Origin of the sequence: Pseudomonas sp. UBA2684 (assembly GCA_002354655.1) — a bacterium.
Lineage (GTDB): Bacteria > Pseudomonadota > Gammaproteobacteria > Pseudomonadales > Pseudomonadaceae > Aquipseudomonas.
This window is the reverse complement of sequence record DELY01000053.1, coordinates 20,454-46,765: the sequence shown is the minus strand read 5'-3', so window position 1 is coordinate 46,765 and position 26,312 is coordinate 20,454. Positions and strand designations below refer to the sequence as shown.

The following is a 26,312-nucleotide window of genomic DNA, read 5'->3' as shown; positions in this document are numbered from 1 at the left end:
TAGAGCGGATAGATGGCCCTCCGCCGATTTCTCCTGTGCGGATTATCGTGGCCGCTGTGGCGCGCACCCGCGTAAGCGCATCTGATAGGCTTGCCGCAGATGATGGAGAGAGCCTAGATGAGCCTGAACGACCACTGGATGCAACGTGACCTGGCTGTGCTTTGGCACCCCTGCACCCAGATGAAAGACCACGAGCAGTTGCCGTTGGTGCCGATCAAACGCGGCGAAGGCGTGTGGCTGGAAGACTTCGACGGCAAGCGTTACCTCGACGCCGTCAGCTCCTGGTGGGTCAATGTCTTCGGTCACGCCAACCCACGCATCAACCAACGCATCAAGGATCAGGTCGACCAGCTGGAGCACGTGATCCTCGCCGGCTTCAGCCATGCCCCGGTGATCGAGTTATCCGAGCGCCTGGTCAAGCTGACGCCGGCTGGCCTGGATCGGGTGTTCTACGCCGACAACGGCTCTTCGTGCATCGAAGTCGCGCTGAAGATGAGCTTCCACTACTGGCTCAACGTCGGCCAACCCGAGAAAAAACGCTTCGTCACCCTGTCCAACAGCTACCACGGCGAAACCGTCGCGGCCATGTCGGTGGGCGATGTCGCGCTGTTCACCGACACCTACAAAGCGCTGTTGCTCGACACCCTCAAGGTGCCGAGCCCGGACTGCTACTTCCGTCCCGAAGGCGTCAGCTGGGAAGCGCACTCGCGGACGATGTTCGCGCACATGGAACAGACCCTCGCCGAGCATGCCCACGAAGTCGCGGCGGTGATCGTCGAGCCGCTGATTCAAGGCGCTGGCGGCATGCGCATGTACCACCCGATCTACCTGACGCTGCTGCGCGAGGCCTGCGACCGCTACGGCGTACACCTGATCCTCGACGAGATCGCCGTCGGCTTCGGTCGTAGCGGGACGATGTTCGCCTGCGAACAGGCCGGCATTACCCCGGACTTCCTCTGCTTGTCGAAAGCCCTCACCGGCGGTTACCTGCCGCTGGCAGCCTGCCTGACCACCAACCAGGTCTACCAGGCGTTCTACGCCGAGTACGACAGCCTGCGCGCCTTCCTCCACTCGCACAGCTACACCGGCAACCCGCTGGCGTGTGCCGCCGCACTGGCGACCCTGGACATCTTCGAGCAGGACAACGTGATCGAGGCGAACAAGGCACTCGCCGCACGCATGGCCAGCGCCACCGCACACCTGGTCGAGCACCCACATGTCGCCGAGGTGCGCCAGACCGGCATGGCCCTGGCCATCGAAATGGTCCAGGACAAAGCCAGCAAGACGGCCTACCCCTGGCAGGAACGCCGCGGCCTCAAGGTCTATCAGCACGCCCTCGAGCGCGGCGCGCTGCTACGGCCGCTGGGCAGCGTGGTGTATTTCCTGCCGCCCTACGTGATCAGCCCCGAGCAGATCGATTTCCTCGCCGAGGTGGCGAGCGAAGGCATCGACCTGGCGACCCGCACCTCGATCAGCGTGGCCCAGGGCAATACGCGCTTCCCGGGTTTTCGCGATCCGGGTTGAACGTAGGGTGGAAAACCGCGAAGCGTTTTCCACCGATAGTCATTCAGACTCCCCCGCAGCCGTCGTGGTGGATAAGCACAGCGTTATCCACCCTACCCACGTCAAAAGCATTAAGCTTTCCCGCTTCGACTTTGCCGCCTGTAGTGATGCCCATGCGCCTATCCCGCTTTTTTATCAACGCCCCGCTTTCCCTTGGCCAGCACGAGCTGCCGGAAGCCCAGGCGCACTATATCGGCCGCGTATTGCGGCATGCCGTCGGTGATGCCGTGCAATTGTTCGACGGCAGTGGCCAGGAGTTTCTCGGCGAGCTGATCGAGGTGGGCAAGAAGAATGTGCGGGTCGAGTTGCGCGAAGCGTTTGCCGGCCAGGCCGAATCACCCCTGCATACCCATCTAGGCCAGGGCCTGTCGCGCGGCGAACGGATGGACTGGGCGATCCAGAAAGCTACCGAGTTAGGCGCCAATACGATCAGCCCGATTGTCAGCGAGCGCTGCGAAGTGCGCCTGAAAGACGAGCGCGCCGATAAACGCATGGCCCACTGGCGCCAAGTGGCGATCAGCGCCTGCGAGCAGTGTGGACGTTCGGTGCTGCCCACTATTCAGCCACCGATCAGCCTGAACGACTGGCTGCATCAGGTGCAGGCCGAGTTGAAGCTGGTGCTGCATCCGGTCGCCAAGCCCCTGACCAGCCACGCACAACCGCAGTCCCTGGCCTTTCTGATCGGTCCCGAGGGCGGTTTGACCGATGCCGAAGTCGAACAGGCAACACATCAGGGATTTCATGCCGCACGCCTCGGTCCCCGGGTGCTGCGCACGGAAACCGCGCCGGTTGTCGCGCTTAGCGTGGCACAGCAATTGTGGGGGGATCTGTAGGCTGGGTTAGCGGCGCTGCATAGCGAGCGTGCACTCGACACAGATGATCGGGCGCCGCGTAACCCAGCGCAGCGGAGTTCGGCTCGCGGCCGATGGTGGGCCCAGGTAATCGCGTAGAGGCCGGCGCGCCTAACCCGCCCTACCCTCAGATCAATCCGGCATCCGCGAGCTTCTGCTCTAAACCGATCAGATCGGGGATCTTCAGCACATCGTCGCCGATGCTCACCGCATCCAGCTCCAGCGGGGCCAAGGGCGCATCGGCGCGCAGCAGGTCGGCACCGACTTTCAACGAGCGGGGAATGCCTTGCACCAGCAGAGCGATGAACTTGACCTTGGGCCGACCACCGAGGGCATTGATCACCGCCACCCGTGCACCGGCACCGATCTGCGCCTGGCCGTCGGAAGCCGCTTCGAACGACAGCAATGGCAAGCGCAGGTCACGCCAGGCGATCTGGCCGAGAAACCAGGCAGGCATGCCGGTGCTGACTTGCGGGGCGCGGTAGGGAATCAACTCGGCAACCGCCACGTTGGGCAGCAACAGGGTACGGTCGGCCAGCGGCACCAACAGGCCGGTCAGGCTGCTGACAGTATTCGGGGTGGCTACGGCTTGGCTCATGAAAACATCCTATGCGGGGCTCGACCCGAATTAACCTGAAAAGCGCCTGGCGACACCGGCCTCATGCCCGGCGCCCACGCAGCGCCAGATGAGGGAACGGACATCACCATCAACTGCATTGCTCGGCCAAGTGATTGACCAATGCCTCGGCCAGCTCGCGCGGGTCGGCGCTGTAACTGCTGTAACCACCCTCACGCAGGCTGTCCGGCATGCTCGGACTGGCGCATGTATCGCCGCGCTGGGTCCAGATTGTGCCGCCCTGGCGCCGCACATAAGCGGCCGCGGCGCTGCCATCGCTGCCCATGCCGCTGAACGCGATGACCCCGCAGAGCCCGGCGTAGTGCTGCGCCAGGTTGAGCATCATCTGATCGATCGACGGGCTGTAGGGCTCAGGCCAGGCACGCTCGCTGACCTGCATCGTGCCTTCGTCGCTAAAGCCCAATTCGCGGCTGATCGGTGCCACCACCACTTCGCCGCAGCGCACCGGATCGCCATGCCGGGCCGGGTTGACGTGCCACTGGCTGTGCCGACCGACTGCTTGCGGCAACGCCGACTCGAAGCTGGCGTCGATATGCTGGGCATAGATAAAACCCACCGGCAAACCGCCCGGCAGAGCATCGAGAAAGGCTTTTACCGCCGCCGGGCCGCCGAGCGAAGCCGCCAACAGCCAGACTTGGCGGGCAGGCTCACCCGCCACCAATGGCGTATCCGCCAGCACTTGCGGCAAGTCCAGGCGCGATGGGCGCTGCGCCTCGGCAAGCAACGCCTGCAAGCTCGGGCCTACCGCTTGCGACGGGTCGCCGACCAGTTTTTTCAACTTGCCGAACAGCCGCCGCTCCCAGCGTGGGTAATTCTCGGAGTGCCGCTCGGGGGCATGCCCCTCACCGAACAGCACCGGGGCCAAGGCGCGCTCCATAAGGTTATCGACCAGCGGCGAGTCGTCCGACTGCGCCAGGTCGACCAACCACAAATCGGTTTCGCAGGCGCACAGCATTGCTTCATCCAGACGCGCCGGGTCGCTGTTGAGCACCACTTGATAGCCGCTGCCGGTCAACGCCTGTTGCAGCACATGGCGCTGCAACGAGGTGTCGGCAATCACTGCGATACGTGCCGCGCTTTTTTCAGTCATGTCCGTTTGGCCGGGTGGCGATCCACCAGTTGCGAAATAGTTTCGAGCAACAACGACTCCTGATACGGCTTGCCGAGGTACTCGTTGACCCCGATGGCCATGGCCCGCTCACGGTGCTTCTCACCGGTACGCGAGGTGATCATGATGATCGGCAGGTCTTTCAGGTGCTCGTCGTGGCGCACCAGAGTGGCGACTTCGAAACCGTCCATGCGCGGCATCTCGATATCCAACAACATGATGTCGGGCTTGTGCTCCTGTAACTGCGAGATGGCATCCACCCCATCCTTGGCCGTCAGCACGTTCATCCCGTTACGTTCGAGCAGACGGCTGGTGACCTTGCGCACGGTGACCGAGTCGTCGACCACCATGACCAGGGTCGGCCGATCCGCTTCGATTTCCGCCGCCGTCGCCGTATGCCCGGCCAGACGCGGCTGCAACTGGTTGAGCAAGTGCGCGTGCAACACGCGAATGGTCGCCAGCAGGTCGAGAATCACCACCACGCGGCCGTCACCGAGGATGGTCGCACCGGAGATACCGTGCACCCCGGCGAACTGCGGGCCGAGGCTCTTCACCACGATTTCCCGCGAGCCGGCCAGCGAGTCGACCTGCACCGCCACCGCGTGCTCGCTGGAGCGCACCAGGATCACCGGTAACGGCAGGCTCTGACCGACCAGTTTGGGCTGCTGACCGTTGTTCAACAGGTCGCCCAGGTAGCGCAACTCATAGGCTTGCCCGGCGTACTCGAAACGCGGCGCATCGGGTGCGTAGTAAGCTTCCAGCTCGTACGGCGAAACCCGCACGATGCCTTCGATGGTGTTCAGCGGAATGGCGTACAGGTCTTCGCCGGACAGCACCATCAGCGCACGGTTGACCGACACGGTGAACGGCAGACGAATCAGGAAGGTGGTGCCGACGCCGGGCGTCGAGTCGATACTCATCGAGCCGCCGAGTTGCTTGACCTCGGAGTGCACCACGTCCATGCCGACGCCCCGCCCGGAAATCTGCGTCACCTGTTCGGCGGTGGAGAACCCCGCTTCGAGGATGAACTGCAGCACTTCGTGATCGGTCAGGTCCGAGTCGGCATCCATCAGGCCGCGTTCGATGGCCTTGCGTTTGACCGCCTCGAGCTTAATGCCGCCACCGTCGTCGGCCAGGCTGAGGACGATATCGCCGCCCTCGCGACCCAGGCTCAGGCGGATGGTGCCCTGCTCGGTCTTGCCGGCAGCGCGACGCACTGCCGCCGGCTCGATGCCATGATCGACCGCGTTACGCAGCATATGCTCCAGCGGCGCGACGATACGCTCCAGCACGGTACGGTCCATCTCGCCCTCGGCGTTGCCGACGACGAATTCGACTTGCTTGCCCAGTTCGCCCGCCACCTGGCGCACGATACGACGCAAGCGCGGCACCAGACGGTCGAACGGCACCATGCGGGTGCGCATCAGGCCTTCTTGCAATTCGGTGTTGACCCGCGCCTGTTGCAGTAACAAGGTTTCCGCATCGCGGTTACGCGTGGCCAGGGTTTCCTTCAGGTCGAGCAAGTCGGAGGCCGACTCGAACAGCGCGCGCGACAGTTGCTGCAACTGCGAGTGACGGTCCATTTCCAACGGGTCGAAATCTTCATAGCCGGCGCGTTCGGCCTCGGCCTGGTAGCGGCTGAGAATCTGCGCCTGGGTTTCGATATCCAGGCGCCGCAACTGATCGCGCACGCGGTCGATGGTGGCTTCCATCTCGCTCAGGGTGAAACCGAAGTCGCTGACCTGCTGCTCGACCCGACCGCGGAAAATCGAGGTTTCACCCGCCAGATTAACCAGACCCTCAAGCAACTCCGCCGGCACCTTGACCAGCTCTTGCGGAGCTCGGCGGGACGCGGCTTCCTGGGCCGCCTCTTCGGCACGACGGACGAACGGCAGCACCTTGGCTACTAGTTCGTGAGTCGGCCGATCACTGGCGGCAATAATCGGCGCGGCCAGGCTCGGTAATTGCGTCGGCGCCACAACGGCCTCGCCCTGCACCGGCTCCGCGCTTTCCGCAGCCAGGCTGTCGTGCAGGCGCTGGCGCAGTTGGTCGAGCTCCTTCTGCAGCCCTTCGAAACCGGACTGCACGTCGAGGAACAAGCTTTCCGGCCACGGCGCGCCTTGCTGCTGGGCGTCCGTCAGGTGCGATTCCAAATCGTGGCTCAAATCACCCAGGCGTTTCTGCCCAGCCAGGCGAGCACCGCCTTTGAGGGTGTGCAGGATGCGCAGCAAATCATCGAGTGCACCGCCATCCTCGCGGCCGTCCTCCAGACGGCCGATAGCGGCCTCCATGGACTCCAGCAGGTCGTCGGCCTCTTCCAGGAAAATATCGAGGATGTCCGACTCGGCGTCATCCTCATTCTGGCTGGCGAGCGCCGCCTTGAGCTGCACCGCGGACGGCATGCTCAGTTGTTCATCGGGGTTGGCGCGGAAGCGTTTGATCGTCTCGATCAGCGCGTCGCCACTCGGTACCGGACGCTTGCCGCGCACCGCGTCGAGCATCTCGGCCAGGCGATCGTGGCAGGCCTGAAGCAGACCGAACAAGGCCTGACTGGCCCGCAAACGCCCCCCGCACAGCCCTTCGTAGAGGAATTCCAGTTCATGCGCGAGATCGCCGATCTCGCGGATCTCCGCCATCCGCGCACCGCCCTTGAGGGTATGCAGGTCGCGTTGCAGGGCTTCCAGTTCAAGGCTGTTGTCGACGTCGTCCATCCAACGCTGCAACGCGGCGCCGGAACTGTCGATGATGTCGAAACCTTCTTCGAGGAAGATTTCTACCAACTCTTCGTCGCGCTCCTCCTCGACCACAGGCACTGCCGATGGCGGACTATCCTCGGCCGTCGGCGCCGCAGGATCGACGGCATCGGCCGCGACGTGCGCCGCCAGGGCGGTCAGCGGCTCGACCTCATATGCCTGTGCGGGTTCGTCAACGATCGCTTCATCGTCGACCTGCGCCAAGGGCAGCGCCGCAAGGTCTTGCGGCTCTTCAAGCGCAAGTTCGGCTTCGGCTTCGGCTTCGGCTTCGGCTTCGGCTTCGGCTTCGGCTTCGGCTTCGGCTTCGAAATCAGTCTCGGGCTGCGCCACGGCGGCAGACAAGCTCTGCGCCCCACCTTGGCGGAAATTTCGAATCGCCTCGATCAGCGCCAACGGCTGATGCAGCTCGGCGCGGCTTTGCAGCTGTTCAAGCAGCAGCGCCAGGCAGTCGTGGCTTTGTTGCAGCAGGCCGGCGAGTTGCGGGGAATGGCTGTAGCGCCGATCCACCAAGCCCTCGTACAAGGATTCCAGCTCATGGGCCAGGTCGCCAATCGGGCGAATCTCGGCCATGCGCGCGCCACCCTTGAGGGTATGCAGGTCACGCTGCAGCGACGACAGGGCGGCCTTGTTGTCAGGCTCGGCCAACCAGCGCTCAAGCGACTGGCCAGCACTTTCCAGAATATCCACCGCCTCTTCGAGGAAGATCGTCACCATCTCCTCATCCAGCGCCTCGTAGACGGTGGCGGGGCCGGTCGACTCGGCCTCGGACGAGAAGCCTTCGAATGCCTGGCTCGGCGCCTCTTCGGCGACTTGCACGTCGAGATCGCTTGACGCTTCAGCCGCCGTCTCGCGCAACCATTGATGCCGTTCGAGTGCCGCCGTGGCCTCATCCAGCTCGACAATCTCCAGTCCGGCCTGGCCGTCGCTGGACAATAGCGCCAGGGCACGAGGATCCAGCGCCTCACCGAGCAGGGCGCGCAGCGCTTCGACACGCGCCGGCTCAGCGCTGACCTGCAACCCGGCGGCGACCTGATCCATCATGCTGATCAGCGCTTCATGGGCCTGTTCGGCTTCGCTGAAGAAGCGCTCGCTGACGGCCAGGCTGCCCTCTTCGACGGCGCCGTAGAGGTCAAGCAAGGCTTCGCAGAGCTCGTCGATCTGCGGCAGTTCGGCCATTTCCGCGCCGCGCCCAAGGGTCGTCAACTCGTCCAGCAGGGCACTGAGCTCCTGGCGCTCCGACGGATGCTCGCGCCAACGGCGCAGCAAATCTTCGGCGTCCAGCAGAATGTCCATGCCTTCGGCGAGGAAAATACCAATCAGTTGCGGATCGCGGGTTTCGCCCTGCTCACCTTTACGGTTGTTTTCCGCGGTTTCCAGACGTTCCTGGTGCAGCTTGTGCGCACGTTCGAGGAACTCTACCGCGCCAGGCAACGGCGCCAGCGGCCGGTTTTCCAATTGGCCCAAGCCAAGCCGGAAGAGTTTCTCGGCGCTGCTCAACAGTTCGGCTTCAGCCAGATCCATGGGGATCAGGTTGGTTTTAAATTCTTTGACCAGTTTTTCCAGCGGTGCGGCAATCTCCGCCACCGGCAGAATACCGGCCATGTAGGCGCTGCCCTTGAGCGTATGCAGGGCACGTTGCAAGTCGTCGGTAACCGGTTGCGGCAGTTCCTGGGCGCAATCGGTAAGGAAACCCACCAGGGTATCGAGATGGGTTTCCGCCTCGTTGCGGAAAATCTCCAACAGCTGCGGATCGAGGGGCTCGCCATCGAGAGGCTCGCTGTCGAGGAGCTCGCCATCGAGCACTTCGGCGTCGTCATCCACAGCTGCGGCAGCCTCAAGTTCGCCCGCAGGCTCGGCTACCGATGCAGCCGGGGCGTCAGATTTTGGGAGGTGTTGGCCTTTCGCCAGGGCGTGGGCGGCCGCGGCCAGCAGGTCGACATCGTCGCGCTGGCGCTGGGCCTTGGCAGCAAACTCGTCAACCAACGCCGGCATCAGCGCGACGACGTCGTCAACCACCTGCTGCACCTCGGCACTCGGCTGGATGCTGCGATCGAGCAAGCGGTTGAAGAGGTTTTCGATCGACCAGGCCAGCTCGCCGATCACCAGTGCACGGACCATCCGACCACTGCCCTTGAGGGTGTGGAAGGCGCGGCGCACTTCGCTCAGGGCCTCTTTGTTATCAGGGTTTACGGACCATTGCGGCAAGTACTCGGCAATGGTTTCCAGCACTTCGCCGGCTTCCTCGATGAAGACTTCCAGCAACTCGTCATCAATCGGCTCTTCGTCGGCCGGTGGCGGCAGTAAACTCGGCGGCACGTCATGCGCCGGAGGGTTGATCGCTTGCACCGGCGCGGCCATCACATCGGCCATCGACAGCGGTTTTTCCACCGGTGCCAGCGGCTCGGCAAAAATTTCCGGCGCACTCGGCAACTCGATGTCCGGCAGCTCCAACGATGCCAGTTCGGCTTCATCCCAATTGGCCGGGCTGTTCAGTTCGTCCAGACTCAGCTCGTCCAGTTGCAGCTCTTCGCCACTGAACGGCAGGCCCGGCTCTTCGCTGAACTCCAGCATTGGCAGGGGGGCGTCATCCGGCAACTCGACGCTGAAGTCAAGCGCTTGCAGATCGGTTTCCAGCGACGGGTCAGTGACGAGTGACGACACCACCGGCTCGGCGGCCGTACCGTCCAACTCGGCAAATGCGCTACTCAGTTCGTCTGCCGGCTCAAGGCTGAGCGCTGGCGTGGAATCGTCCAGCGCGTCGCTCGACCACTCACTGTCGAGCGGTTCGTCGGCCAACACTTCGATGTCATGCAGGGGATCGGCAAGCGGTGCCGGAGGCTCCGGCAACGGCTCGACGCGGTCAAGAATCGAAGGTTTTTCTTTCAGCGGATAGCCCAGGCTCTCCAGGCTTTCCTCAGCCACGTCGAGAATCAGGTCACCCTGGGTGGCGTGATCTTCGGCTAAGCGTTCCAGGTAGTACTCGACGCTGGTGATCGCATCGGCCAGGGTGTCGAGGCTCTGCCAATTCGGCACGGCCTTGCGCGCCAGCAGCTGTTCCTGGATATAGCGGTTGCAGGCATTCAACAGTTCCGCGGCACGCGCCAGCGGAATCATCGCCAGACCGCCACGCACCTGGGTCAACAGCTCGGGCACACGGGCCAGGTGTTCGTGGTTCCACTGCGAGGCGATAAATTCGATGATCGCGTCTTTGGCCTGCTCCAGGCCGTTGCGCGCTTCCTTGATCACCAGCTGGTGAATCTGCGCGACATCGGTGGTCGGCAGGTGGCTCTCTTCGCGGCCCCCGTCTTCCGCAGGGCCGACCATTCCGGCCAGGGTCGCCTCGACATACAACAGCGCCCCCGCGACATCCATCAACACCGCATCGCTTGGCTCTTGCTTGCCCAGGGACAGGCCATGCACCACGTCGATCTGGTCGACGATGACTTTGCGCGGCTGGGCAAAACCCAGAACCGCCAGGGTGTCGGCGATTTGCTTGAGCGGCGCCAGCAAGGTCTCCAGATCGCTGACCTGCTGACGATCGCTGCGTACGAACAGATCGAGGCTGTCCTTGACCCGCACCAACTCTTCGCAGAGGGCACCGACCACCGAACGCATGGCATCGCGGTCCGGCCCGGCCAGGCGGGCCCGCTCTTCGTCGACCACCTCGTTGTCCGGCAGGGCGTCGTCGAGGCGGTATTGCTCTTTCAGGGTGCGGATACGTGGCGACTGCGCGGGCGCCTTGGCCACATAGAACAGCAGATTCTTGGTCAGTTCATCGGGCGCGGCCTGGTTAATCCCATCCGCACCTTGTTCCGACAGTCGCTTGAGCTCTTTGTCGACCTGACGCAACAGGGTGCGCATCGACGTGCCGTTGACCACGCTGCCATTGGCCAACCCCTCGACGAGGCCCGAGGCGATCTGCCACAACGGCCCAAGCGGCGCGTCTTTACAAAGGTTTTCCAGGCGCGCAAACACCCGCGCCATGTAACCCAGGTTGGTCGCCAGGTCCTGGTTGCGGATCACCCCGACCAAGGCCATTTGCAGCATCTGCCGCAGCTTGCGCAGCAGCACCGGCAGTTCCGCCGTGCGCAGCTCGGCCAGGGACTCGACGGACAACGCCGGCATGCGCCCGGACATATCGGGGGAGAACAGGCTGGTTTCCGACAGCAGCTTCTCGCCACGGGCCGCACGTAGATCGTTGAGCAGCGGCAGTACCACCATCGGCAGGTCGCGCCGCGCAGTCTGGATGCGGTCGAGGTACACCGGCAGCTGCAGAATCGCCTGCATCAACACTTCCAGGGCTTCGCCCTGGTTGGTCACGCGGCCTTCCATCAGCGCCTGGGCCAGGTGCTCCATCTCTTCGGCGAGCAACGCTGCGCCGTAGAACTCCACCATCTGCAGAGTGCCGTGAACCTGGTGCACGTAGGTCAGGCAGAAGCGCATGCGCGTCGGATCCTGCGGGTTCTCGACGAACGCCTCCAGGGCTTGGCGCGCCTGCTTCAGGGTTTCCGCGATTTCGCCTTTGACCCACTCCAGGGCGACATAGTCGTGCCGATCACCCATAGCCACTCCACTCATATACTTGGCTCTGCCTTATCAGGCTGTTGAAAAACTACCTGCGTTGCCATCGCTGCGTTAAAAGCAGGCTCGGATGCGAGCCCCATTTACCGCTCGTAAAGTCGAATGCGACCCCAGTCGCGTCCTCGCCTGTTTTGACTCGCTGGCGCTCGCCCTTCGGCTGTTACTCCCGTTGGTCGTTGCGCCTTGCACTGGCTGCCTCGCCTACATTTTTCAACGGCCTGCTATCCCTTGCGGGTAAACGCCAGCACTCGCTCGTCGGCCACCGGGAGCAACTCCGGGTGCTGCCAACCGACCACTTCACCGACCCCCACCACCAGCAGACCACCCGGTGCCAGGCGCTCGGCCAGGCGATTGAGGATCTCGCGGCGACGCCAGCGACGAAAATAGATCAGCAAGTTCTGACAAAAAATGACATCCATACCGGACATTGGCGCCTTCGCCAGTTCCAGCACATTAAGCTTGGCGCAACACACACGCGCCGCCAGGCTCGGCACTACTTTGAAGCGTCCATCGGCCTGGGTCGCGAAATAGCGCTGACACAGGTCTGTGTCCATCTGTTCCAACTTGCGCGCACCATACTGGCCATCGCGCGCCTTGCTCAGGGCGTTCAGGCTGATGTCAGTGCCGGTCACGCCAAAGTGCTCGGGCTGCTCGGTATCGCGCAATACTTCAGCGGCGCTGATCGCCAGCGAATACGGCTCTTCACCGCTTGAACAGCCCACACTCCACAACTCCAACGGCCGTTGCAGACCTTGCGCCAGACGCTCGCGCAGGTAGCTTTCGAGCACTTCGAAAGACGGTCGATGGCGGAAAAAACGGGTTTCCTGCACGGTCAAACGATCCAGCAAGGTCGACCACTCCACCGCACCGCGTGGGCCATTGGTCACCTGGCTGTAATAGCTGGCGTAATCCGCCACCCCCAGCTCACGCATGCGCGCACTCAGGTTGGTCTGCAGAAACGCCCGACGCTGCTCACTGATAACCACTCCAGTACGCTCTTCGAGCAACGCCTGCCAAGCACGAAACTCCGCGGCGGACATGTCCACCAAGGGTTGCAAGGCCCAGACGCCTGACTGCATGGTGTGCCCCTCGCTCATGGCCATGGGCTTCGGCTGGCGCCCCTTACGGACCGCCGTGCCGCGCTCGCTTAAGCCTGCTCCCCGTCCGGCAAGGTAAAGCCGGACACCGACTTACGCATCTCACTGGCCATCTTGGCCAAGTTACCAATGCTCTTGGCGGTGGCGGTGGTACCAGATGAAGTCTGCGAGGTGATCTCCTGGATCACGTTCATGGTGTTGGAGATGTGACCGGCCGACGAAGCCTGCTGACGCGCCGCGTTGGAGATGTTCTGGATCAAGGCCGCGAGGGTCTTGGATACCTTCTCGATCTCTTCCAGGGCCACCCCGGCGTCCTGCGCCAGACGAGCACCGCGCACCACTTCGGAGGTGGTTTGCTCCATCGAGATAACCGCTTCGTTGGTGTCGGTCTGAATCGTCTTAACCAGCGCCTCGATCTGCTTGGTTGCGGCAGAGGAACGTTCAGCAAGGCGCTGTACTTCGTCCGCTACCACGGCGAAGCCTCGGCCTGCGTCACCGGCCATGGAGGCCTGGATCGCGGCGTTCAGTGCGAGGATGTTGGTCTGGTCGGCAATGTCGTTAATCAGGCTAACGATGTCACCAATCTCCTGGGACGATTCACCGAGGCGCTTGATCCGCTTCGAGGTGTCCTGGATCTGCTCACGGATGTTATCCATGCCGGTGATGGTGTTGTGCACCACTTCGTTGCCTTTGTTGGCGATGGCTACGGAACGTTCCGCTACCGCGGAGGATTCCGAGGCGTTCGCCGATACCTGGTCAATCGACACGGCCATTTCGTTGATCGCCGCCGATGCGCCGGCAATTTCCTGGGCCTGGTGCTCGGAAGCCTCAGCCAGGTGCATCGCCGTGGCCTGGGTTTCCTGGGCGGCACCCGCCACCTGAACGGCGGTCAGGTTGATCGTTGCGACCAGATCACGCAGCTGGTCGATGGAGTAGTTGATGGAGTCAGCGATGGCGCCGGTGAAGTCTTCGGTTACCGTCGCGGCCACGGTCAAGTCACCGTCGGCGAGGTCGGCGATTTCATCGAGCAGACGCAGAATGGCCGCCTGGTTACGTTCGTTCTTCTCGGCGGTCTCGCTCAGGCGGCGGTTGGTTTCACGCACCATGACGATACCAATGAGGATGATCGAGCCCAAGGCCAGAGCGCCCAGCACATAGCCGATCAGGGTATTCAGGGCACGACCGTCGGCCAGGTCTTCGAAGCCGGAAGCCAGCTCCGAGGCCTTGTCCAGCAGGGTCTGCGACACGCTGAAGATGCCGTTGGCCGACTCGCGCACCTGGAACAGTTCCGGCGAGGTTTCGAGAATCTCGTCCACCGAGCCAGAAACGAATTCGAAGAGTTCGGAAATTTCCGCCAAACGTTCGAGGGCTTCCTCGTCGTTCACCTGGGCGATTTCCATCGCCGCGTTGCCTTCGAGCATCGCTGCCAGTACGCGACCAAACAGACTGGCGTCGCGACCGAACATGTCGGCGGCCTGTACCGAATCGTCGTCACCGGCGAGCACCTTGTTCACCGAACCAAGGATACGTTCGGCGAGCAGCGACTGACGCTGAGCGACCGAAACCTGGGCCGCGGGCGCGCCGCTTTCCAGCAGGATGTCGACCACTTCTTCGTACTCGACCTGCAACTGCGGAATGGTTTCCGCCAACGTGGCGGCTACCTGGTGCAGGGAAAGAACGGTTTGTTCGCTGGCCAGAATGGCATCGGTATTCTGCCGCAGGCTGTCCCAATCCTGCTGCACGGCAGCCATCTGCGCTTGCACAGCTTCCGGAGCAGGCGGCACGCCGCCCTCTTCGTTACCGTCGGTCAGGTAGCCCCAACGGGTCTGGAAGTCGTTGCGCGCATCGCGCAACAACCCAAACGCCTCCGAGGTGCCCGCCGCCGCTTCGGTGGCGTTCTTGGCGATACGCTGGGACAGAACCCGCAGCTCACCGGAGTGGCTGATGTATTCCGTATCGTAGTTCGATTGGGTGTTGATGTAGGCGAAGTTGGCGAACAACAGCACGATGGAAACGATCAGGACGATAAACAGTCCTGCGATCAGCGTACTGCTGCGCGTACCCGCGAATAGATTGCCTGTATTTAGTTTTTTCATTAACTGGCCCCCGCCTGGACCGACCGCACTACGGTTCCCATGTAACGCCAAAAGGCCGGCAAAGCCGACCCAACCGAAAAGCTGTTAATACGCCACATCGAGAAACCCCGGATGCTGGGCCAGCGCATGTGGGCTGAACACCAACCAGGGCTGCTCGCGTTGAAAGACACCGTGAATGAATGGCTGAATGGACGCCTCGAGCGGCGGCAGCTGCTCGGAGAAGGTGTCCACTGGGAAATGCTGCATGCCGAACACTTCATCGACCGTGAGGCCGGCGAATACATCCTGGTGATCGACCACCAGCACCCGCCGTTGCTTGCGCAGTGGCGACAGCTCATTGCCGAAGAAACCACACAGATCCATCACCGGCAGCAACCGGCCACGCACGTTAGCCACACCCTTGACCCAGTTTTTCACGCCGGGCAACAAGGTATGACGCGGCTCATGCAGCACTTCGCCGACCTCACCCATCGGCGCGACGAACAAGCGCTCGCCCATGCGAAAACCAATACCGCTCCAGGTCTGTACAGCCGACTGCTGCGAAGGCAGGCCAGCCGCCAGCAATCGACAACGCTGGTCGATTCCGAGGAGGGTTTGAAAGGGAGTCTGCGCGTCCGACATGCCAACCGTGGCCTTCTTCTTATTTAATTACGGACCTGCACGGCATTATCAGCCGGCCAATACCGCATTCAGGGTTTTCAGCAGTGTCTCTTCGTCGACCGGCTTGGTCAGGTAGTCTTTCGCGCCTTGGCGCTTGCCCCAGACCTTGTCGGTTTCTTGATCTTTGGTGGTGACGATGATCACCGGGATGTGGCTGGTGTCCGCATCTTTGGTCAGCTGACGGGTCGCCTGAAAGCCGTTGAGGCCAGGCATGACGATGTCCATCAGTACCGCATCGGGCTTTTCCTGGCGCGCCAGAGCAACGCCGTCCGCGCCATTTTCCGCCTTGAGCACTTGATGACCGTGCTTTTCCAGCATGGCAGTCAATTTGTACATCTCGGTCGGCGAGTCATCAACAATCAGAATTCGAGCCATGGTGTTTCCCAATACATGAAGAGGCGTCTAAGGCTGTCCAGCCAGACGTCAGGATGCTTGTTCCACCGGGGTAAAGTCGGGCACATGCGCCTTGATCGCACCGAGCAGCTCTTCTTTGCTGAAGGGCTTGGTCAGGTACTGATCGGAGCCGACGATGCGACCCTTGGCCTTGTCGAACAAACCGTCCTTAGAGGACAGCATGATCACCGGGGTGGATTTGAAAGCACTGTTATTCTTGATCAGGGCACAGGTTTGATAGCCATCGAGCCGCGGCATCATGATGTCGACAAAAATGATACTCGGGTGGGTATCGGCAATCTTTGCCAAAGCATCGAAGCCGTCTACCGCGGTAATCACCTCGCAACCCACCTTCTTTAGTAGGGTTTCTGCGGTACGACGAATCGTTTTAGAGTCGTCGATCACCATCACCCTCAAACCTTCGGAATGCTGTTCCATGTTTGCCCTACCATCGCCTCGGTGAGTCGTTATTTTTGCGTTATATCAGTGCGCCTGAGGCCCTGCCACCGATGGGCTGCAACCCAATCGTCGGGCCTTTTTAGCACACTCTCTACATGCAAGCTATAAGCCGCGGAAGGGCAAGGTTTTTTCCTTGACCACCCGGCCGCTCAGCGCCACCCTGGCGCCACACGCCGCCTCGGCCCCCTTTAGTTGCCGCCCTTCACGGAGAATCCCCATGAGCGTTCGCCTCGGCATAGTCATGGACCCCATCGCCCAGATCGCCTTCAAGAAAGACAGCTCGCTGGCCATGTTGCTGGCCGCCCAGGCACGCGGCTGGACCCTCTTCTATATGGAGCAGAAGGATCTCTACCAGGCCAAGGGCCAGGCCCGCGCGCGCACCTGTGCACTCAAGGTGTTCAACGACCCGCAACGCTGGTTCGAGCTAGGCGACGAGCAGGACATGCCGTTGAGCGAGCTGGACGTGATCCTGATGCGCAAGGACCCGCCCTTCGACAACGAGTTCGTCTACTCCACCTATCTGCTGGAACAAGCCGAGCAAGCCGGCGTGCTGGTGGTCAATCGGCCGCAGAGCCTGCGCGACTGCAACGAAAAATTCTTTGCTACCCAGTTTCCCCAGTACACACCGCCGACCCTGGTCAGCCGTCGATCCGACATTCTGCGCGAGTTTGCCAAAGAGCAGCGTGACATCATTCTCAAACCCCTCGATGGCATGGGCGGATCGATGATATTTCGCCACCGCGAGGGCGACCCCAACCTCTCGGTGATTCTCGAGACCCTTACCGCCCACGATACCCAGCAGATCATGGCGCAAGGCTATCTGCCGGCGATCAAGGACGGCGACAAGCGCATTCTGATGATTGACGGCGAGCCGGTGCCATACTGCCTAGCGCGCATCCCGGCTGCCGGCGAGACCCGTGGCAACCTGGCCGCAGGTGGCCGCGGCGAAGCGCGACCATTGAGCGAGCGCGACCGCGAGATTGCCGCCGCAGTCGGTCCGAGCCTGCGCGAGAAAGGCCTGCTGTTCGTTGGTCTGGACGTGATTGGCGAGCACCTGACCGAGATCAACGTGACCAGCCCGACCTGCATCCGCGAGATCGATGCGGCCTTCGATACGCGCATCGGCGAACGCTTGATGGATAAGATTGCCGAGAAGCTCAATGCGCGCAGTGCTTCATAGACTTTTGCATGAGCCCTCGGCAGACTGCGCGGCAACCTGAGCTGACCCCGAACACGATGAACGCAGCCGCTACCCCACCCGATTCGCTCCCCACCGGCGTCCGCCCGGCGGATCGCCTGGGCTTCACCCTGTTCCTCGCGGCGGCGCTGCATGCCGCACTAATCCTCGGCCTGGGCTTCACCCTGGCCGAGCCCAGTCAGATCAGCAAAACCCTGGAAATCACCCTGTCGACCTTCAAGAGTGAGGAGAAGCCCAAAGAGGCCGACTTCCTCGCCCAAGACAACCAGCAAGGTAGCGGCACCCTGGAACACAAGGCCGCGCCCAAGACCACCGAGCAGGCGCTATTCCAGGACACCCAAGTCAAACGCGTGACCCCGCCGGCCGCCCCGCAACAACCCGCGGTTCGCCAGGAAGCCCCAAAAGCCGCCGTCGCCACCCGCGCCCCGCAGCCGCAAAAAACCCCAGTCAAGCGCGAAGAAAGCAAGCCAGTCCCACAAGTGCGTCCGGCACCGGTGTTCGACAGCGCGCAGTTATCGGCAGAAATTGCCAGCCTGGAAGCCGAACTGGCTCAGGACATTCAGCAATACGCCAAACGCCCGAAGATCCACCGCCTCAACGCCGCCTCGACCATGCGCGACAAAGGCGCCTGGTATAAGGACGAGTGGCGCAAGAAGGTCGAACGCATCGGCAACCTCAACTACCCGGACGACGCTCGCCGCCAACAGATTTATGGCAACCTGCGCTTGCTGGTGTCGATCAACCGCGACGGCACCTTATATGAAGTCCAGGTACTCGAATCCTCCGGCCATAGCCTGCTCGACCAGGCAGCACAGCGTATCGTGCGCCTCGCCGCACCCTTCGCGCCCTTTACCGGCGACCTGGCCGATGTCGACCGCCTGGAAATCATCCGCACTTGGCGGTTCGAGCGCGGCGACCGCCTGTCGAGCAACTAGCCGGCCATGCCTGGCAAACCGCAGCACCGATTAGCGGTTTGGCTTCCCGGCTCAGGCCACAGGCTTTAAGCTAACGGGCATGAAAGACGCCAGCCCCAGCTACCTCAAGCATCACTTCCTGATTGCCATGCCACACATGGCCGATCCGCATTTTGCGCAGACCGTCACCTACCTGATCGAGCACAACGAACAAGGCGCCATGGGCCTGGTGATCAACCGCCCGAACGGCCTCAACCTGGCCGATGTGCTCGAGCAACTGCGCCCTGAAACCGAGCCGCCCGCGCGCTGCCAAAGCCTGCCGATTTTCTCCGGCGGCCCGGTACAGACCGACCGCGGCTTTGTCCTGCACCCGGCCGGTCCGCAGTTTCAGGCGACCCTGGAACTGGGCGAACTGGGCTTGTCCACATCGCAAGACGTGCTGTTCGCCATCGCCGACGGCATTGGTCCGGAAAAATACCTGATCGCCCTGGGTTATGCCGGCTGGGAAGCCGGCCAGCTGGAAAACGAGCTGACCGACAATGCCTGGCTGACCTGCCCCGCGGATAACACCATTCTCTTTGACCTGCCCTTCGACCAGCGCCTGAATGCCGCCGCTGCGCGTCTAGGCATCAACCTCAGCCTGCTCACTTCGCAAGCCGGGCACGCCTGATGGCCGACGCGAAGGCAAAGCCGCTGCGCCTGTTGCTCGGCTTCGATTACGGCAGCAAACAGATCGGCGTGGCGGTCGGCCAGGTCATCACCGGCCAGGCCCGCGAACTCTGCGTACTGAAAGCGCAAAACGGCGTGCCCGACTGGCAAAAGGTCGAGGCGCTGGTCAACGAATGGCAACCCGATGCCATCGTCGTCGGCCTGCCATTGCACATGGACGGCACGCCTAGCGAGATGAGCGAGCGCGCGGAAAAATTCGCCCGCCGCCTAAACGGCCGCTTCAACCTGCCCGTACACACCCACGATGAACGCCTGACCACCTACGCCGCCAAAGGCGAACGCTTGCAGCACGGGCAGAACAGCGGTTACCGCGAACGCCCGGTCGACGCGCTGGCCGCCGCCCTGCTGCTCGAAGGCTGGCTGGCCGACAACAGCCCGAGTCGATAACCACATCACGGGGCGGCTAAAAACCCCGCATCACCGATGCGCCGCGGTTTTCACACGACCTGCACACAAGGAGTTTGCAATGCGTCTACCCAACCCCGCCGACTTGCTGCCGCAGATGGCCGCGGAACTGATCGACCACCTCAACCAACGGCAGATCGGCGAACCGCGCTTTATCGGCATCCGCACTGGCGGCGTCTGGGTCGCTCAGGCGCTGCTGGAAGCGCTAGGTCGCCAGGACGCGCTGGGCATTCTCGATGTGTCCTTTTACCGGGACGACTTCACCCAGAACGGCCTGCACCCGCAGGTGCAACCGTCCGAACTACCCTTCGAGATCGAAGGCCAGCACCTGGTACTGATCGACGACGTGCTGATGAGCGGCCGCACCATCCGCGCCGCGCTCAATGAGCTGTTCGACTATGGCCGCCCGGCCAGCGTAACCCTGGTCAGCCTGCTCGACCTGAATGCCCGCGAGCTGCCGATCCGCCCGGACGTGGTTGGCGCCACCCTGTCGCTGGCCAGTGATCAGCGGGTAAAATTGACCGGCCCCACGCCGCTGACCCTCGAACTCCAGACGCTTGCCCACTGAGACTCGCCAGATGACGACCATAGCCGCCAGGCGCCCGCTGCAGCTGAACGACCAAGGCCAACTGCGCCACTTCCTCTCGCTCGACGGCCTGCCGCGCGAGCTGCTGACGGAAATCCTCGACACCGCCGACTCCTTCCTCGAAGTCGGCGCACGCGCGGTGAAGAAAGTCCCGCTGCTGCGCGGCAAGACCGTGTGCAACGTGTTCTTCGAGAACTCCACGCGCACCCGCACCACCTTCGAACTGGCCGCCCAGCGCCTGTCTGCCGACGTCATCACCCTGAACGTGTCGACCAGCTCCACCAGCAAGGGCGAGACGCTATTCGACACCCTGCGTAACCTCGAAGCCATGGCCGCCGACATCTTCGTGGTGCGCCACGCCGACTCCGGCGCGGCGCACTTTATTGCCGAGCACGTGTGCCCGAACCTGGCGATCATCAACGGCGGCGACGGCCGCCATGCTCACCCGACTCAAGGCATGCTCGACATGCTGACCATCCGCCGGCACAAGGGCAGCTTCGAAAACCTCTCGGTGGCCATCGTCGGCGACATCCTGCACTCACGGGTGGCGCGCTCGAACATGCTCGCGCTGAAGACCCTCGGCTGCCCGGACATCCGCGTGATCGCGCCGAAAACCCTATTGCCGGTGGGTATCGAGCAGTACGGTGTGACGGTCTACAGCGACATGGCGGCAGGCCTCAAAGACGTCGACGTGGTGATCATGCTGCGCCTGCAGCGCGAGCGCATGACCGGCGGCCTGCTGCCCAGTGAAGGCGAGTTCTACCGCCTGTTCGGCCTCACCGAAGAACGCCTCAAGCTGGCCAAGCCGGACGCCCTGGTCATGCACCCGGGGCCGATCAATCGCGGCGTGGAGATCGAGTCGGCGGTGGCCGACGGCCCGCAATCGGTGATTCTCAACCAGGTCACCTACGGCATCGCCATCCGCATGGCCGTGCTGTCCATGGCCATGAGCGGGCAGACCGCCCAGCGCCAACTCAATCAAGATGCCGAGGAGCAGAACTGATGCGTATCCGTATCCTCGGAGCCCGAGTGATCGACCCCAACAGCAGCCTCGATCAGCTCGCCGATATCTATGTCGAAGGCGGCAAAATTGCCGCTATCGGCCAAGCCCCGGCCGGCTTCGTCGCCGAGCAAACCATCGACGCCAACGGTCTGGTCGCCGCCCCCGGACTGGTCGACCTCAACGTCGCCCTGCGCGAACCGGGTTACAGCCGTAAAGGCAGCATTGCCACGGAAACCCTGGCTGCGGCGGCCGGCGGCGTCACCAGCCTGTGCTGCCCGCCGTTCACCAAGCCGGTGCTGGACACCCCGGCGGTAGCCGAGCTGATTCTCGACCGCGCCCGCGAAGCCGGGCACACCAAAGTGTTCCCCATCGGCGCGCTGAGCAAGGGCCTGGAAGGCGAACAACTGGCGGAGCTGGTGGCGCTGCGCGACGCCGGCTGCGTGGCCTTCGGCAACGGCCTGGACAGCTTTCGCAACGTACGTACCCTGCGCCGCGCCCTGGAATATGCGGCGACCTTCGACCTGACGGTGATCTTCCACTCCCAGGACCATGACCTGGCCGAAGGCGGTCTGGCTCACGAAGGCGCCACCGCCAGCTTCCTCGGCCTGCCGGGCATTCCGGAAACCGCCGAGACCGTGGCCCTGGCCCGCGACCTGCTGCTGGTCGAACAAACCGGCGTGCGCGCGCACTTCAGCCAGCTGACCAGTGCCCGTGGCGCCGAGCTGATTGCTGCCGCCCAGGCACGCGGCCTGCCGGTCAGCGCCGATGTGGCCTTGTACCAGTTGATCCTCACCGACGAGGCGCTGATCGACTTCTCCAGCCTGTATCACGTGCAACCGCCGCTGCGCACCCGCGCCGACCGCGACGGCCTGCGCGACGCAGTGAAGAGCGGAGTGATCGCGGCGATTGCCAGCCACCACCAGCCCCATGAGCGCGATGCCAAACTGGCGCCGTTCGGCGCCACCGAGCCGGGCATCAGCAGCGTACAACTGCTGCTGCCGCTGGCCATGAGCCTGGTGCAGGACGGCCTGCTCGACCTGCCCACCCTGCTTGCCCGTCTCAGCAGCGGCCCGGCCAACGCCCTGCGCCTGCCGGCCGGACGCCTGGCGGCTGGCGCGCCCGCGGATATTCTGCTGTTCGATCCGCAAGCGTCGACCGTGGCGGGCGAGCGCTGGTATTCCAAAGGCGCCAACTGCCCCTTCATCGACCACTGCCTGCCCGGCGCCGTGCGCTACACCCTGGTCGACGGGCATATCAGCTACCAGGCCTGAACCATACGCCCATGCAAAAGCCCGCCAATCGGCGGGCTTTTGCATGGATTGCGCGTGATTGCGGCGGACAAGCCTTCGGCATCCCCGCCCTACTCGCAGAAACCTCCGGGGTGGGCATGGCACAGCCTTGCCCACCCGCAGCGGTTTACCCGCGCGCCGCGTTCTTCAGCGACACCTGGGTATTCAGCGTCCAGAAATCGTAGAGCACGCCGATCAGGAACAGGCCGCCGGTGAACAGGTAGATGATTCCCGTGATCCACTTGCCCTGGTACATGCGGTGCACACCGAAAATGCCGAGGAAGGTCAGCAGAATCCAGGCGACGTTGTAGTCGGTTTCGCCGGCGGTAAAGCGCAGGTCTGCCTCGCGGTCCATCGCCGGGATCAAGAACAGGTCAATGATCCAGCCGACGAACAACAAACCGAGGGTGAAAAACCAGATGGTTCCGGTGACCGGCTTGCCGTAATAGAAGCGGTGCGCCCCGAGAAATCCGAAGATCCACAGTAAGTAACCGATGAGTTTGCTATGGGTATCTTGTCGCTGCATGTCTGCCTCCTGCTGGCATGAGATCTATCTGACGCCTCAATCTACGCGAGGTTTCCAGTGGAGGGGAAATCCGTCGGCAGGCTTTACGCAACGAACCGCTTGAAGCCGGCCGGGCAATCCACAATACTGTATATATAAACAGTTAACTGGATCTACCCATGCAACTGATCGACAAGCTCACCGTACTCGCCGACGCCGCCAAGTACGACGTGTCCTGCGCCAGCAGCGGCGCACCGACGCGCAGCTCCAAGGGCAAGAGCGGCCTCGGCGCCACCAATGGCATGGGCATCTGTCACAGCTTCACCCCCGACGGCCGCTGCGTGGCGTTGCTGAAAATCCTCTTGACCAACTTCTGCCTGTACGACTGCCAATACTGCGTCAATCGCCGCTCTAGCGACGTACCGAGGGCGCGCTTCACCCCGGAAGAGGTGGTGACCCTGACCCTGGATTTCTACGCGCGCAATTGCATCAGCGGATTGTTCCTCAGCTCCGGGATCATTCGCTCGGCCGACTACACCATGGAGCAGTTGATCCGCGTGGCCAAACTGCTGCGCGAAGAGCACGAGTTTCGCGGCTATATCCACCTGAAGACCATCCCCGACGCCGCCCCCCTGCTGATTGCCGAGGCGGGCCGGTACGCCGACCGCCTCAGCGTGAACATCGAACTGCCAACCGAAAGCAGCCTGATTCGCCTGGCGCCGGAAAAACAGGTGCTCACCATCAAACAGGCCATGCACTCGATCCACCAAGGCGAAAGCCAAGCCAGGGAGGAGAAAGGTTCGCCGCGCTTCGCCCCCGCCGGACAAAGCACACAGATGATCGTCGGCGCCGACGCCACCGACGACAGCACCATCCTGCACACCGCCCAGGCGCTGTATGGCAGCTATCGCTTGCGCCGCGTCTACTATTCGGCCTTCAGCCCGATCCCGCAAAGCCCCAAAAGCCTGCCCTTCGAAGCGCCGCCGCTGCTGCGCGAACACCGCCTGTACCAAGCGGATTTTCTGATGCGCGGTTACGGCTTCGAGGCCGGCGAACTGCTCAGCGGCCCCGGCAACCTGGCGTTGGATATCGACCCCAAGCTGGCCTGGGCGCTGAACAACCGCGAGCATTTCCCGGTTGACCTCAACCGTGCTGAACCGAGCATGATCGCGCGCATCCCAGGTATTGGCGTGCTGAGCGCCAAGCGCCTGGTCGCGTTGAGGCGGCAAAAGCGCATCCGCTTCGATGACCTCACACGCCTGCGCTGCGCCCTGGAAAAAGCCAAACCCTTCATCATCACCCAGGATTACCGCCCATTGCAGGCGACCAGCGAATCCCTGCTGCTACGCCAGCAACTCAGCGAAAGCCCCGCACAGATGGCACTCTGGTAATGCACTGCATCCGTTTCGACGGCAGTTTCGCCGGCTGGCGCCAGCACGCGCGCGAACTGTTACAACAGGCCGTTGCACCGCACCAGATCAGTTGGTCGAGCGATGAGGACAACAGCGGCCTGTTCGATGAGCCTACGCTGCCGCTAGCAGTTACCCCGCCAGACAGGACACCGCGCATTCCACGGCAACTGCTCGAACAGCTGCAAAGCGCCGCAGAATTTCGCGTCGACAACCGCTGGAGCCTGCTCTACCGCATCCTCTGGCGAGTGGCCCAGGGCGACCTTGCGGCCATGTTGCCCGGCGACAGCGATGGCAGTGAGTTGCACAAACGCCTCAAATCGGTACGCCGTGAGGCCCATCATCTGCACGCTTTTTTGCGCTTCCACCCGCGCACTGCCGCCGCCGGGCCTCCGCAGTTCGTGGCGTGGCATGAGCCGGCCCACGACATTCTGGCCAGCGCTTCGGCGCATTTCGCCGAGCGCATGGGCCAGCACAGTTGGTTAATCGCCACGCCGGAGGACGGCGTGTACTGCGATGGCCAGCAGCTGCACTACGCCAAACCCTGCCCCGTGGACTGGCAACGCCTGGCGCGCGCGCAGGACGATGAAGGCGAAGCGTTATGGCTGGCTTACTACGGCAGCACCTTCAACCCGGCGCGCCTGAACCGCAGCGTGCTGGAGAATAGTCTGCCGGTACGGTTCTGGAAGAACCTGCCGGAAGGCCCGTTGATTCCGCAACTGATGAGTCAAGCGCGGGCCGGGGCGCAGCGCAACGGCCAGGCACAAGCCGTCGCGCACAAGGCCGGTAAGCGTATTCGCCACAACACCGCGCGCAGCGCGGGGGTTAGCGGAAACGCCGACCCGGATTTTCCTCGCTGACTTCCAGCGACAAGCCCTGGGACATGCTCGACAGATGATCGCCGTCGGTTTCCGAACCCAGCTTGATCATCAGACGCAGGTCGTTCGCCGAGTCGGCATACAACAAGGCATCTTCATAGGTGATTTCGCCCTGGCTGTAGAGGTTGTACAGCGCCTGATCGAAGGTCTGCATGCCCTGCTCGGTGGAACGCTTCATCAGCGCCTTGAGTTCATGCACATCGCCCTTGCGGATCAAGTCGGCGGCCAGCGGGGTATTGATCAGCACCTCGATCACCGCACGGCGACCCTTGCCATCCGGAGTGGGAATCAGCTGCTGGGCAACGATGGCCTTGAGGTTGAGCGACAGGTCCATCCACACCTGATTCTGCCGGTCGGCGGGGAAGAAGTTGATGATCCGGTCCAGCGCCTGGTTGGCGTTGTTGGCGTGCAAGGTAGCCAGACACAGGTGACCGGTTTCGGCGAAGGCCACGGCATGGTCCATGGTCTCGCGGGTGCGCACCTCACCGATAAGGATCACATCCGGCGCCTGGCGCAGGGTGTTCTTCAGCGCCACCTCGAACGACTCGGTGTCGATGCCGACTTCGCGCTGGGTGACGATGCAGCTCTGGTGCTGGTGGATATATTCGATCGGGTCTTCGATGGAGATGATGTGGCCGCTGCTGTTCCTGTTGCGGTAGCCGATCATCGCCGCCAGCGAAGTGGATTTACCGGTGCCGGTGGCGCCGACAAACAGCACCAGGCCACGCTTGGTCAGCGCCAGTTTCTTGAGGATTTCCGGCAGCTTGAGGTCGTCCAGCGTCGGGATGTTGGTCTCGATGCGCCGGAGCACCATACCGGCCAGGTTGCGCTGGTAGAACGCACTGACGCGAAAGCGCCCGACACCGCGGGCGCTGATGGCGAAGTTGCACTCGTGGTTTTCGGTGAAGTCGCGGCGCTGCTGCTCGTTCATCACCGAATGCACGGTTTCCCGGGTTTGCTCCGGCGACATCGGCGTCTTGGTGACGGGCATGATCTTGCCGTTGACCTTCATCGACGGCGGCACGCCAGCGGTAATGAACAAGTCGGAGCCGCCTTTCTCCACCATCAGGCGCAGCAGTTTCTCGAATTCCATGCGTTGTCTCGCCCATCACCAGTACGCGCTTAACCAATGGCCAACTGCTGGGGCGCGTCTCGCCAGCGGTTCGAATCCCCAGCCCGCCGGACGGCGGGCCGAAGA

21 protein-coding genes are annotated in these 26,312 nt (G+C 62.9%); 11 read left to right on the top strand and 10 right to left on the bottom strand.

The genetic code is table 11. The annotated features are described in order from the left end of the window. Positions 1-117: 117 nt before the first annotated feature. Both B3M58_RS20505 and B3M58_RS20500 read left to right on the top strand, forming a co-directional pair. Positions 118-1,524: an adenosylmethionine--8-amino-7-oxononanoate transaminase gene (locus tag B3M58_RS20505; RefSeq protein WP_296222033.1), complete on the top strand. Its 1,407-nt coding sequence runs from the start codon at positions 118-120 to the stop codon at positions 1,522-1,524. A gap of 152 nt (positions 1,525-1,676) precedes the next feature. Continuing rightward, complete coding sequence (locus tag B3M58_RS20500) at positions 1,677-2,396, top strand: 16S rRNA (uracil(1498)-N(3))-methyltransferase (RefSeq protein WP_296222032.1); 720 nt, start codon at positions 1,677-1,679, stop codon at positions 2,394-2,396. A gap of 145 nt (positions 2,397-2,541) precedes the next feature. Here the strand turns inward: B3M58_RS20500 and B3M58_RS20495 are convergent, their stop codons facing one another. The 8 genes from B3M58_RS20495 to pilG form a co-directional block, all read right to left on the bottom strand. Continuing rightward, complete coding sequence (locus B3M58_RS20495) at positions 2,542-3,012, bottom strand: chemotaxis protein CheW (RefSeq protein ID WP_296222030.1); 471 nt, start codon at positions 3,010-3,012, stop codon at positions 2,542-2,544. A gap of 109 nt (positions 3,013-3,121) precedes the next feature. Then, a complete protein-coding gene (locus B3M58_RS20490) occupies positions 3,122-4,141 on the bottom strand; it encodes a chemotaxis protein CheB (RefSeq protein ID WP_296222029.1) in 1,020 nt (339 codons plus the stop codon). Continuing rightward, positions 4,138-11,475, bottom strand: a complete 7,338-nt coding sequence (locus tag B3M58_RS20485) for an Hpt domain-containing protein (protein ID WP_296222026.1) — start codon at positions 11,473-11,475, stop codon at positions 4,138-4,140. Before B3M58_RS20485 ends, B3M58_RS20490 begins: the two co-directional genes overlap by 4 nt. Before the next feature lie 239 nt (positions 11,476-11,714). Further along, positions 11,715-12,572, bottom strand: a complete 858-nt coding sequence (locus B3M58_RS20480) for a CheR family methyltransferase (protein ID WP_296222023.1) — start codon at positions 12,570-12,572, stop codon at positions 11,715-11,717. Between the two features lie 68 nt (positions 12,573-12,640). Beyond that, complete coding sequence (locus tag B3M58_RS20475; protein WP_296222021.1) at positions 12,641-14,686, bottom strand: methyl-accepting chemotaxis protein; 2,046 nt, start codon at positions 14,684-14,686, stop codon at positions 12,641-12,643. Between the two features lie 84 nt (positions 14,687-14,770). After that, the gene (locus B3M58_RS20470; RefSeq protein ID WP_296222018.1) at positions 14,771-15,307 is read right to left on the bottom strand and encodes a chemotaxis protein CheW; all 537 of its coding nucleotides are present in this window, start codon (positions 15,305-15,307) and stop codon (positions 14,771-14,773) included. A 48-nt stretch (positions 15,308-15,355) separates the two neighbouring features. Next, positions 15,356-15,721: a twitching motility response regulator PilH gene (gene pilH / locus B3M58_RS20465; protein ID WP_090446512.1), complete on the bottom strand. Its 366-nt coding sequence runs from the start codon at positions 15,719-15,721 to the stop codon at positions 15,356-15,358. A gap of 48 nt (positions 15,722-15,769) precedes the next feature. Then, positions 15,770-16,177: a twitching motility response regulator PilG gene (gene pilG / locus B3M58_RS20460; RefSeq protein ID WP_296222014.1), complete on the bottom strand. Its 408-nt coding sequence runs from the start codon at positions 16,175-16,177 to the stop codon at positions 15,770-15,772. A gap of 238 nt (positions 16,178-16,415) precedes the next feature. Here pilG and gshB point away from each other — a divergent pair, with 238 nt between their 5' ends. The 7 genes from gshB to B3M58_RS20425 all read left to right on the top strand — a co-directional run bounded on the left by gshB (position 16,416) and on the right by B3M58_RS20425 (position 22,304). Beyond that, the gene (gshB, locus tag B3M58_RS20455; RefSeq protein WP_296222013.1) at positions 16,416-17,378 is read left to right on the top strand and encodes a glutathione synthase; all 963 of its coding nucleotides are present in this window, start codon (positions 16,416-16,418) and stop codon (positions 17,376-17,378) included. A gap of 56 nt (positions 17,379-17,434) precedes the next feature. Continuing rightward, entirely contained in the window at positions 17,435-18,331 is an 897-nt protein-coding gene (locus tag B3M58_RS20450) for an energy transducer TonB (RefSeq protein WP_296222011.1), read from the top strand. A gap of 79 nt (positions 18,332-18,410) precedes the next feature. Further along, positions 18,411-18,980, top strand: coding sequence for a YqgE/AlgH family protein (locus B3M58_RS20445; protein ID WP_296222009.1), 570 nt, complete (start codon positions 18,411-18,413; stop codon positions 18,978-18,980). Then, complete coding sequence (gene ruvX, locus B3M58_RS20440; protein ID WP_296222007.1) at positions 18,980-19,426, top strand: Holliday junction resolvase RuvX; 447 nt, start codon at positions 18,980-18,982, stop codon at positions 19,424-19,426. The genes B3M58_RS20445 and ruvX overlap by 1 nt, the downstream gene beginning before the upstream one ends. Positions 19,427-19,505: 79 nt before the next feature. Next, positions 19,506-20,012, top strand: a complete 507-nt coding sequence (gene pyrR / locus B3M58_RS20435) for a bifunctional pyr operon transcriptional regulator/uracil phosphoribosyltransferase PyrR (RefSeq protein ID WP_296222006.1) — start codon at positions 19,506-19,508, stop codon at positions 20,010-20,012. Between the two features lie 10 nt (positions 20,013-20,022). Then, positions 20,023-21,033, top strand: a complete 1,011-nt coding sequence (locus B3M58_RS20430; RefSeq protein ID WP_296222005.1) for an aspartate carbamoyltransferase catalytic subunit — start codon at positions 20,023-20,025, stop codon at positions 21,031-21,033. After that, on the top strand, positions 21,033-22,304 hold the full coding sequence (locus B3M58_RS20425) for a dihydroorotase (protein WP_296222004.1): 1,272 nt from the start codon (positions 21,033-21,035) through the stop codon (positions 22,302-22,304). Before B3M58_RS20430 ends, B3M58_RS20425 begins: the two co-directional genes overlap by 1 nt. A gap of 145 nt (positions 22,305-22,449) precedes the next feature. Here the strand turns inward: B3M58_RS20425 and B3M58_RS20420 are convergent, their stop codons facing one another. After that, positions 22,450-22,848 (bottom strand): NINE protein, encoded by a 399-nt coding sequence (locus B3M58_RS20420; protein WP_296222002.1) that lies wholly within the window; start codon positions 22,846-22,848, stop codon positions 22,450-22,452. A gap of 158 nt (positions 22,849-23,006) precedes the next feature. Here B3M58_RS20420 and B3M58_RS20415 point away from each other — a divergent pair, with 158 nt between their 5' ends. Continuing rightward, entirely contained in the window at positions 23,007-24,218 is a 1,212-nt protein-coding gene (locus B3M58_RS20415) for a putative DNA modification/repair radical SAM protein (protein WP_296222001.1), read from the top strand. Then, positions 24,218-25,096, top strand: a complete 879-nt coding sequence (locus B3M58_RS20410) for a TIGR03915 family putative DNA repair protein (protein WP_296221999.1) — start codon at positions 24,218-24,220, stop codon at positions 25,094-25,096. The genes B3M58_RS20415 and B3M58_RS20410 overlap by 1 nt, the downstream gene beginning before the upstream one ends. On the opposite strand, the gene B3M58_RS20405 is transcribed toward B3M58_RS20410, so the two are convergent. Beyond that, positions 25,062-26,207, bottom strand: a complete 1,146-nt coding sequence (locus B3M58_RS20405) for a PilT/PilU family type 4a pilus ATPase (protein WP_296221996.1) — start codon at positions 26,205-26,207, stop codon at positions 25,062-25,064. The two genes, B3M58_RS20410 and B3M58_RS20405, sit on opposite strands and share 35 nt — an antisense overlap. Positions 26,208-26,312 lie beyond the last annotated feature (105 nt).

Coding starts and splice junctions, on each gene's coding strand:
- B3M58_RS20410 (WP_296221999.1), top strand. CDS start 24,218: ATGCACTGCATCCGTTTCGACGGCAGTTTCGCCGGCTGGCGCCAGCAC.
- B3M58_RS20405 (WP_296221996.1), bottom strand. CDS start 26,207: ATGGAATTCGAGAAACTGCTGCGCCTGATGGTGGAGAAAGGCGGCTCC.
- B3M58_RS20500 (WP_296222032.1), top strand. CDS start 1,677: ATGCGCCTATCCCGCTTTTTTATCAACGCCCCGCTTTCCCTTGGCCAG.
- B3M58_RS20505 (WP_296222033.1), top strand. CDS start 118: ATGAGCCTGAACGACCACTGGATGCAACGTGACCTGGCTGTGCTTTGG.
- B3M58_RS20450 (WP_296222011.1), top strand. CDS start 17,435: ATGAACGCAGCCGCTACCCCACCCGATTCGCTCCCCACCGGCGTCCGC.
- B3M58_RS20470 (WP_296222018.1), bottom strand. CDS start 15,307: ATGTCGGACGCGCAGACTCCCTTTCAAACCCTCCTCGGAATCGACCAG.
- B3M58_RS20475 (WP_296222021.1), bottom strand. CDS start 14,686: ATGAAAAAACTAAATACAGGCAATCTATTCGCGGGTACGCGCAGCAGT.
- B3M58_RS20425 (WP_296222004.1), top strand. CDS start 21,033: ATGCGTATCCGTATCCTCGGAGCCCGAGTGATCGACCCCAACAGCAGC.
- pilH (WP_090446512.1), bottom strand. CDS start 15,721: ATGGCTCGAATTCTGATTGTTGATGACTCGCCGACCGAGATGTACAAA.
- pilG (WP_296222014.1), bottom strand. CDS start 16,177: ATGGAACAGCATTCCGAAGGTTTGAGGGTGATGGTGATCGACGACTCT.
- B3M58_RS20485 (WP_296222026.1), bottom strand. CDS start 11,475: ATGGGTGATCGGCACGACTATGTCGCCCTGGAGTGGGTCAAAGGCGAA.
- B3M58_RS20445 (WP_296222009.1), top strand. CDS start 18,411: ATGAAAGACGCCAGCCCCAGCTACCTCAAGCATCACTTCCTGATTGCC.
- B3M58_RS20420 (WP_296222002.1), bottom strand. CDS start 22,848: ATGCAGCGACAAGATACCCATAGCAAACTCATCGGTTACTTACTGTGG.
- gshB (WP_296222013.1), top strand. CDS start 16,416: ATGAGCGTTCGCCTCGGCATAGTCATGGACCCCATCGCCCAGATCGCC.
- B3M58_RS20480 (WP_296222023.1), bottom strand. CDS start 12,572: ATGCAGTCAGGCGTCTGGGCCTTGCAACCCTTGGTGGACATGTCCGCC.
- B3M58_RS20415 (WP_296222001.1), top strand. CDS start 23,007: ATGCAACTGATCGACAAGCTCACCGTACTCGCCGACGCCGCCAAGTAC.
- pyrR (WP_296222006.1), top strand. CDS start 19,506: ATGCGTCTACCCAACCCCGCCGACTTGCTGCCGCAGATGGCCGCGGAA.
- B3M58_RS20495 (WP_296222030.1), bottom strand. CDS start 3,012: ATGAGCCAAGCCGTAGCCACCCCGAATACTGTCAGCAGCCTGACCGGC.
- ruvX (WP_296222007.1), top strand. CDS start 18,980: ATGGCCGACGCGAAGGCAAAGCCGCTGCGCCTGTTGCTCGGCTTCGAT.
- B3M58_RS20430 (WP_296222005.1), top strand. CDS start 20,023: ATGACGACCATAGCCGCCAGGCGCCCGCTGCAGCTGAACGACCAAGGC.
- B3M58_RS20490 (WP_296222029.1), bottom strand. CDS start 4,141: ATGACTGAAAAAAGCGCGGCACGTATCGCAGTGATTGCCGACACCTCG.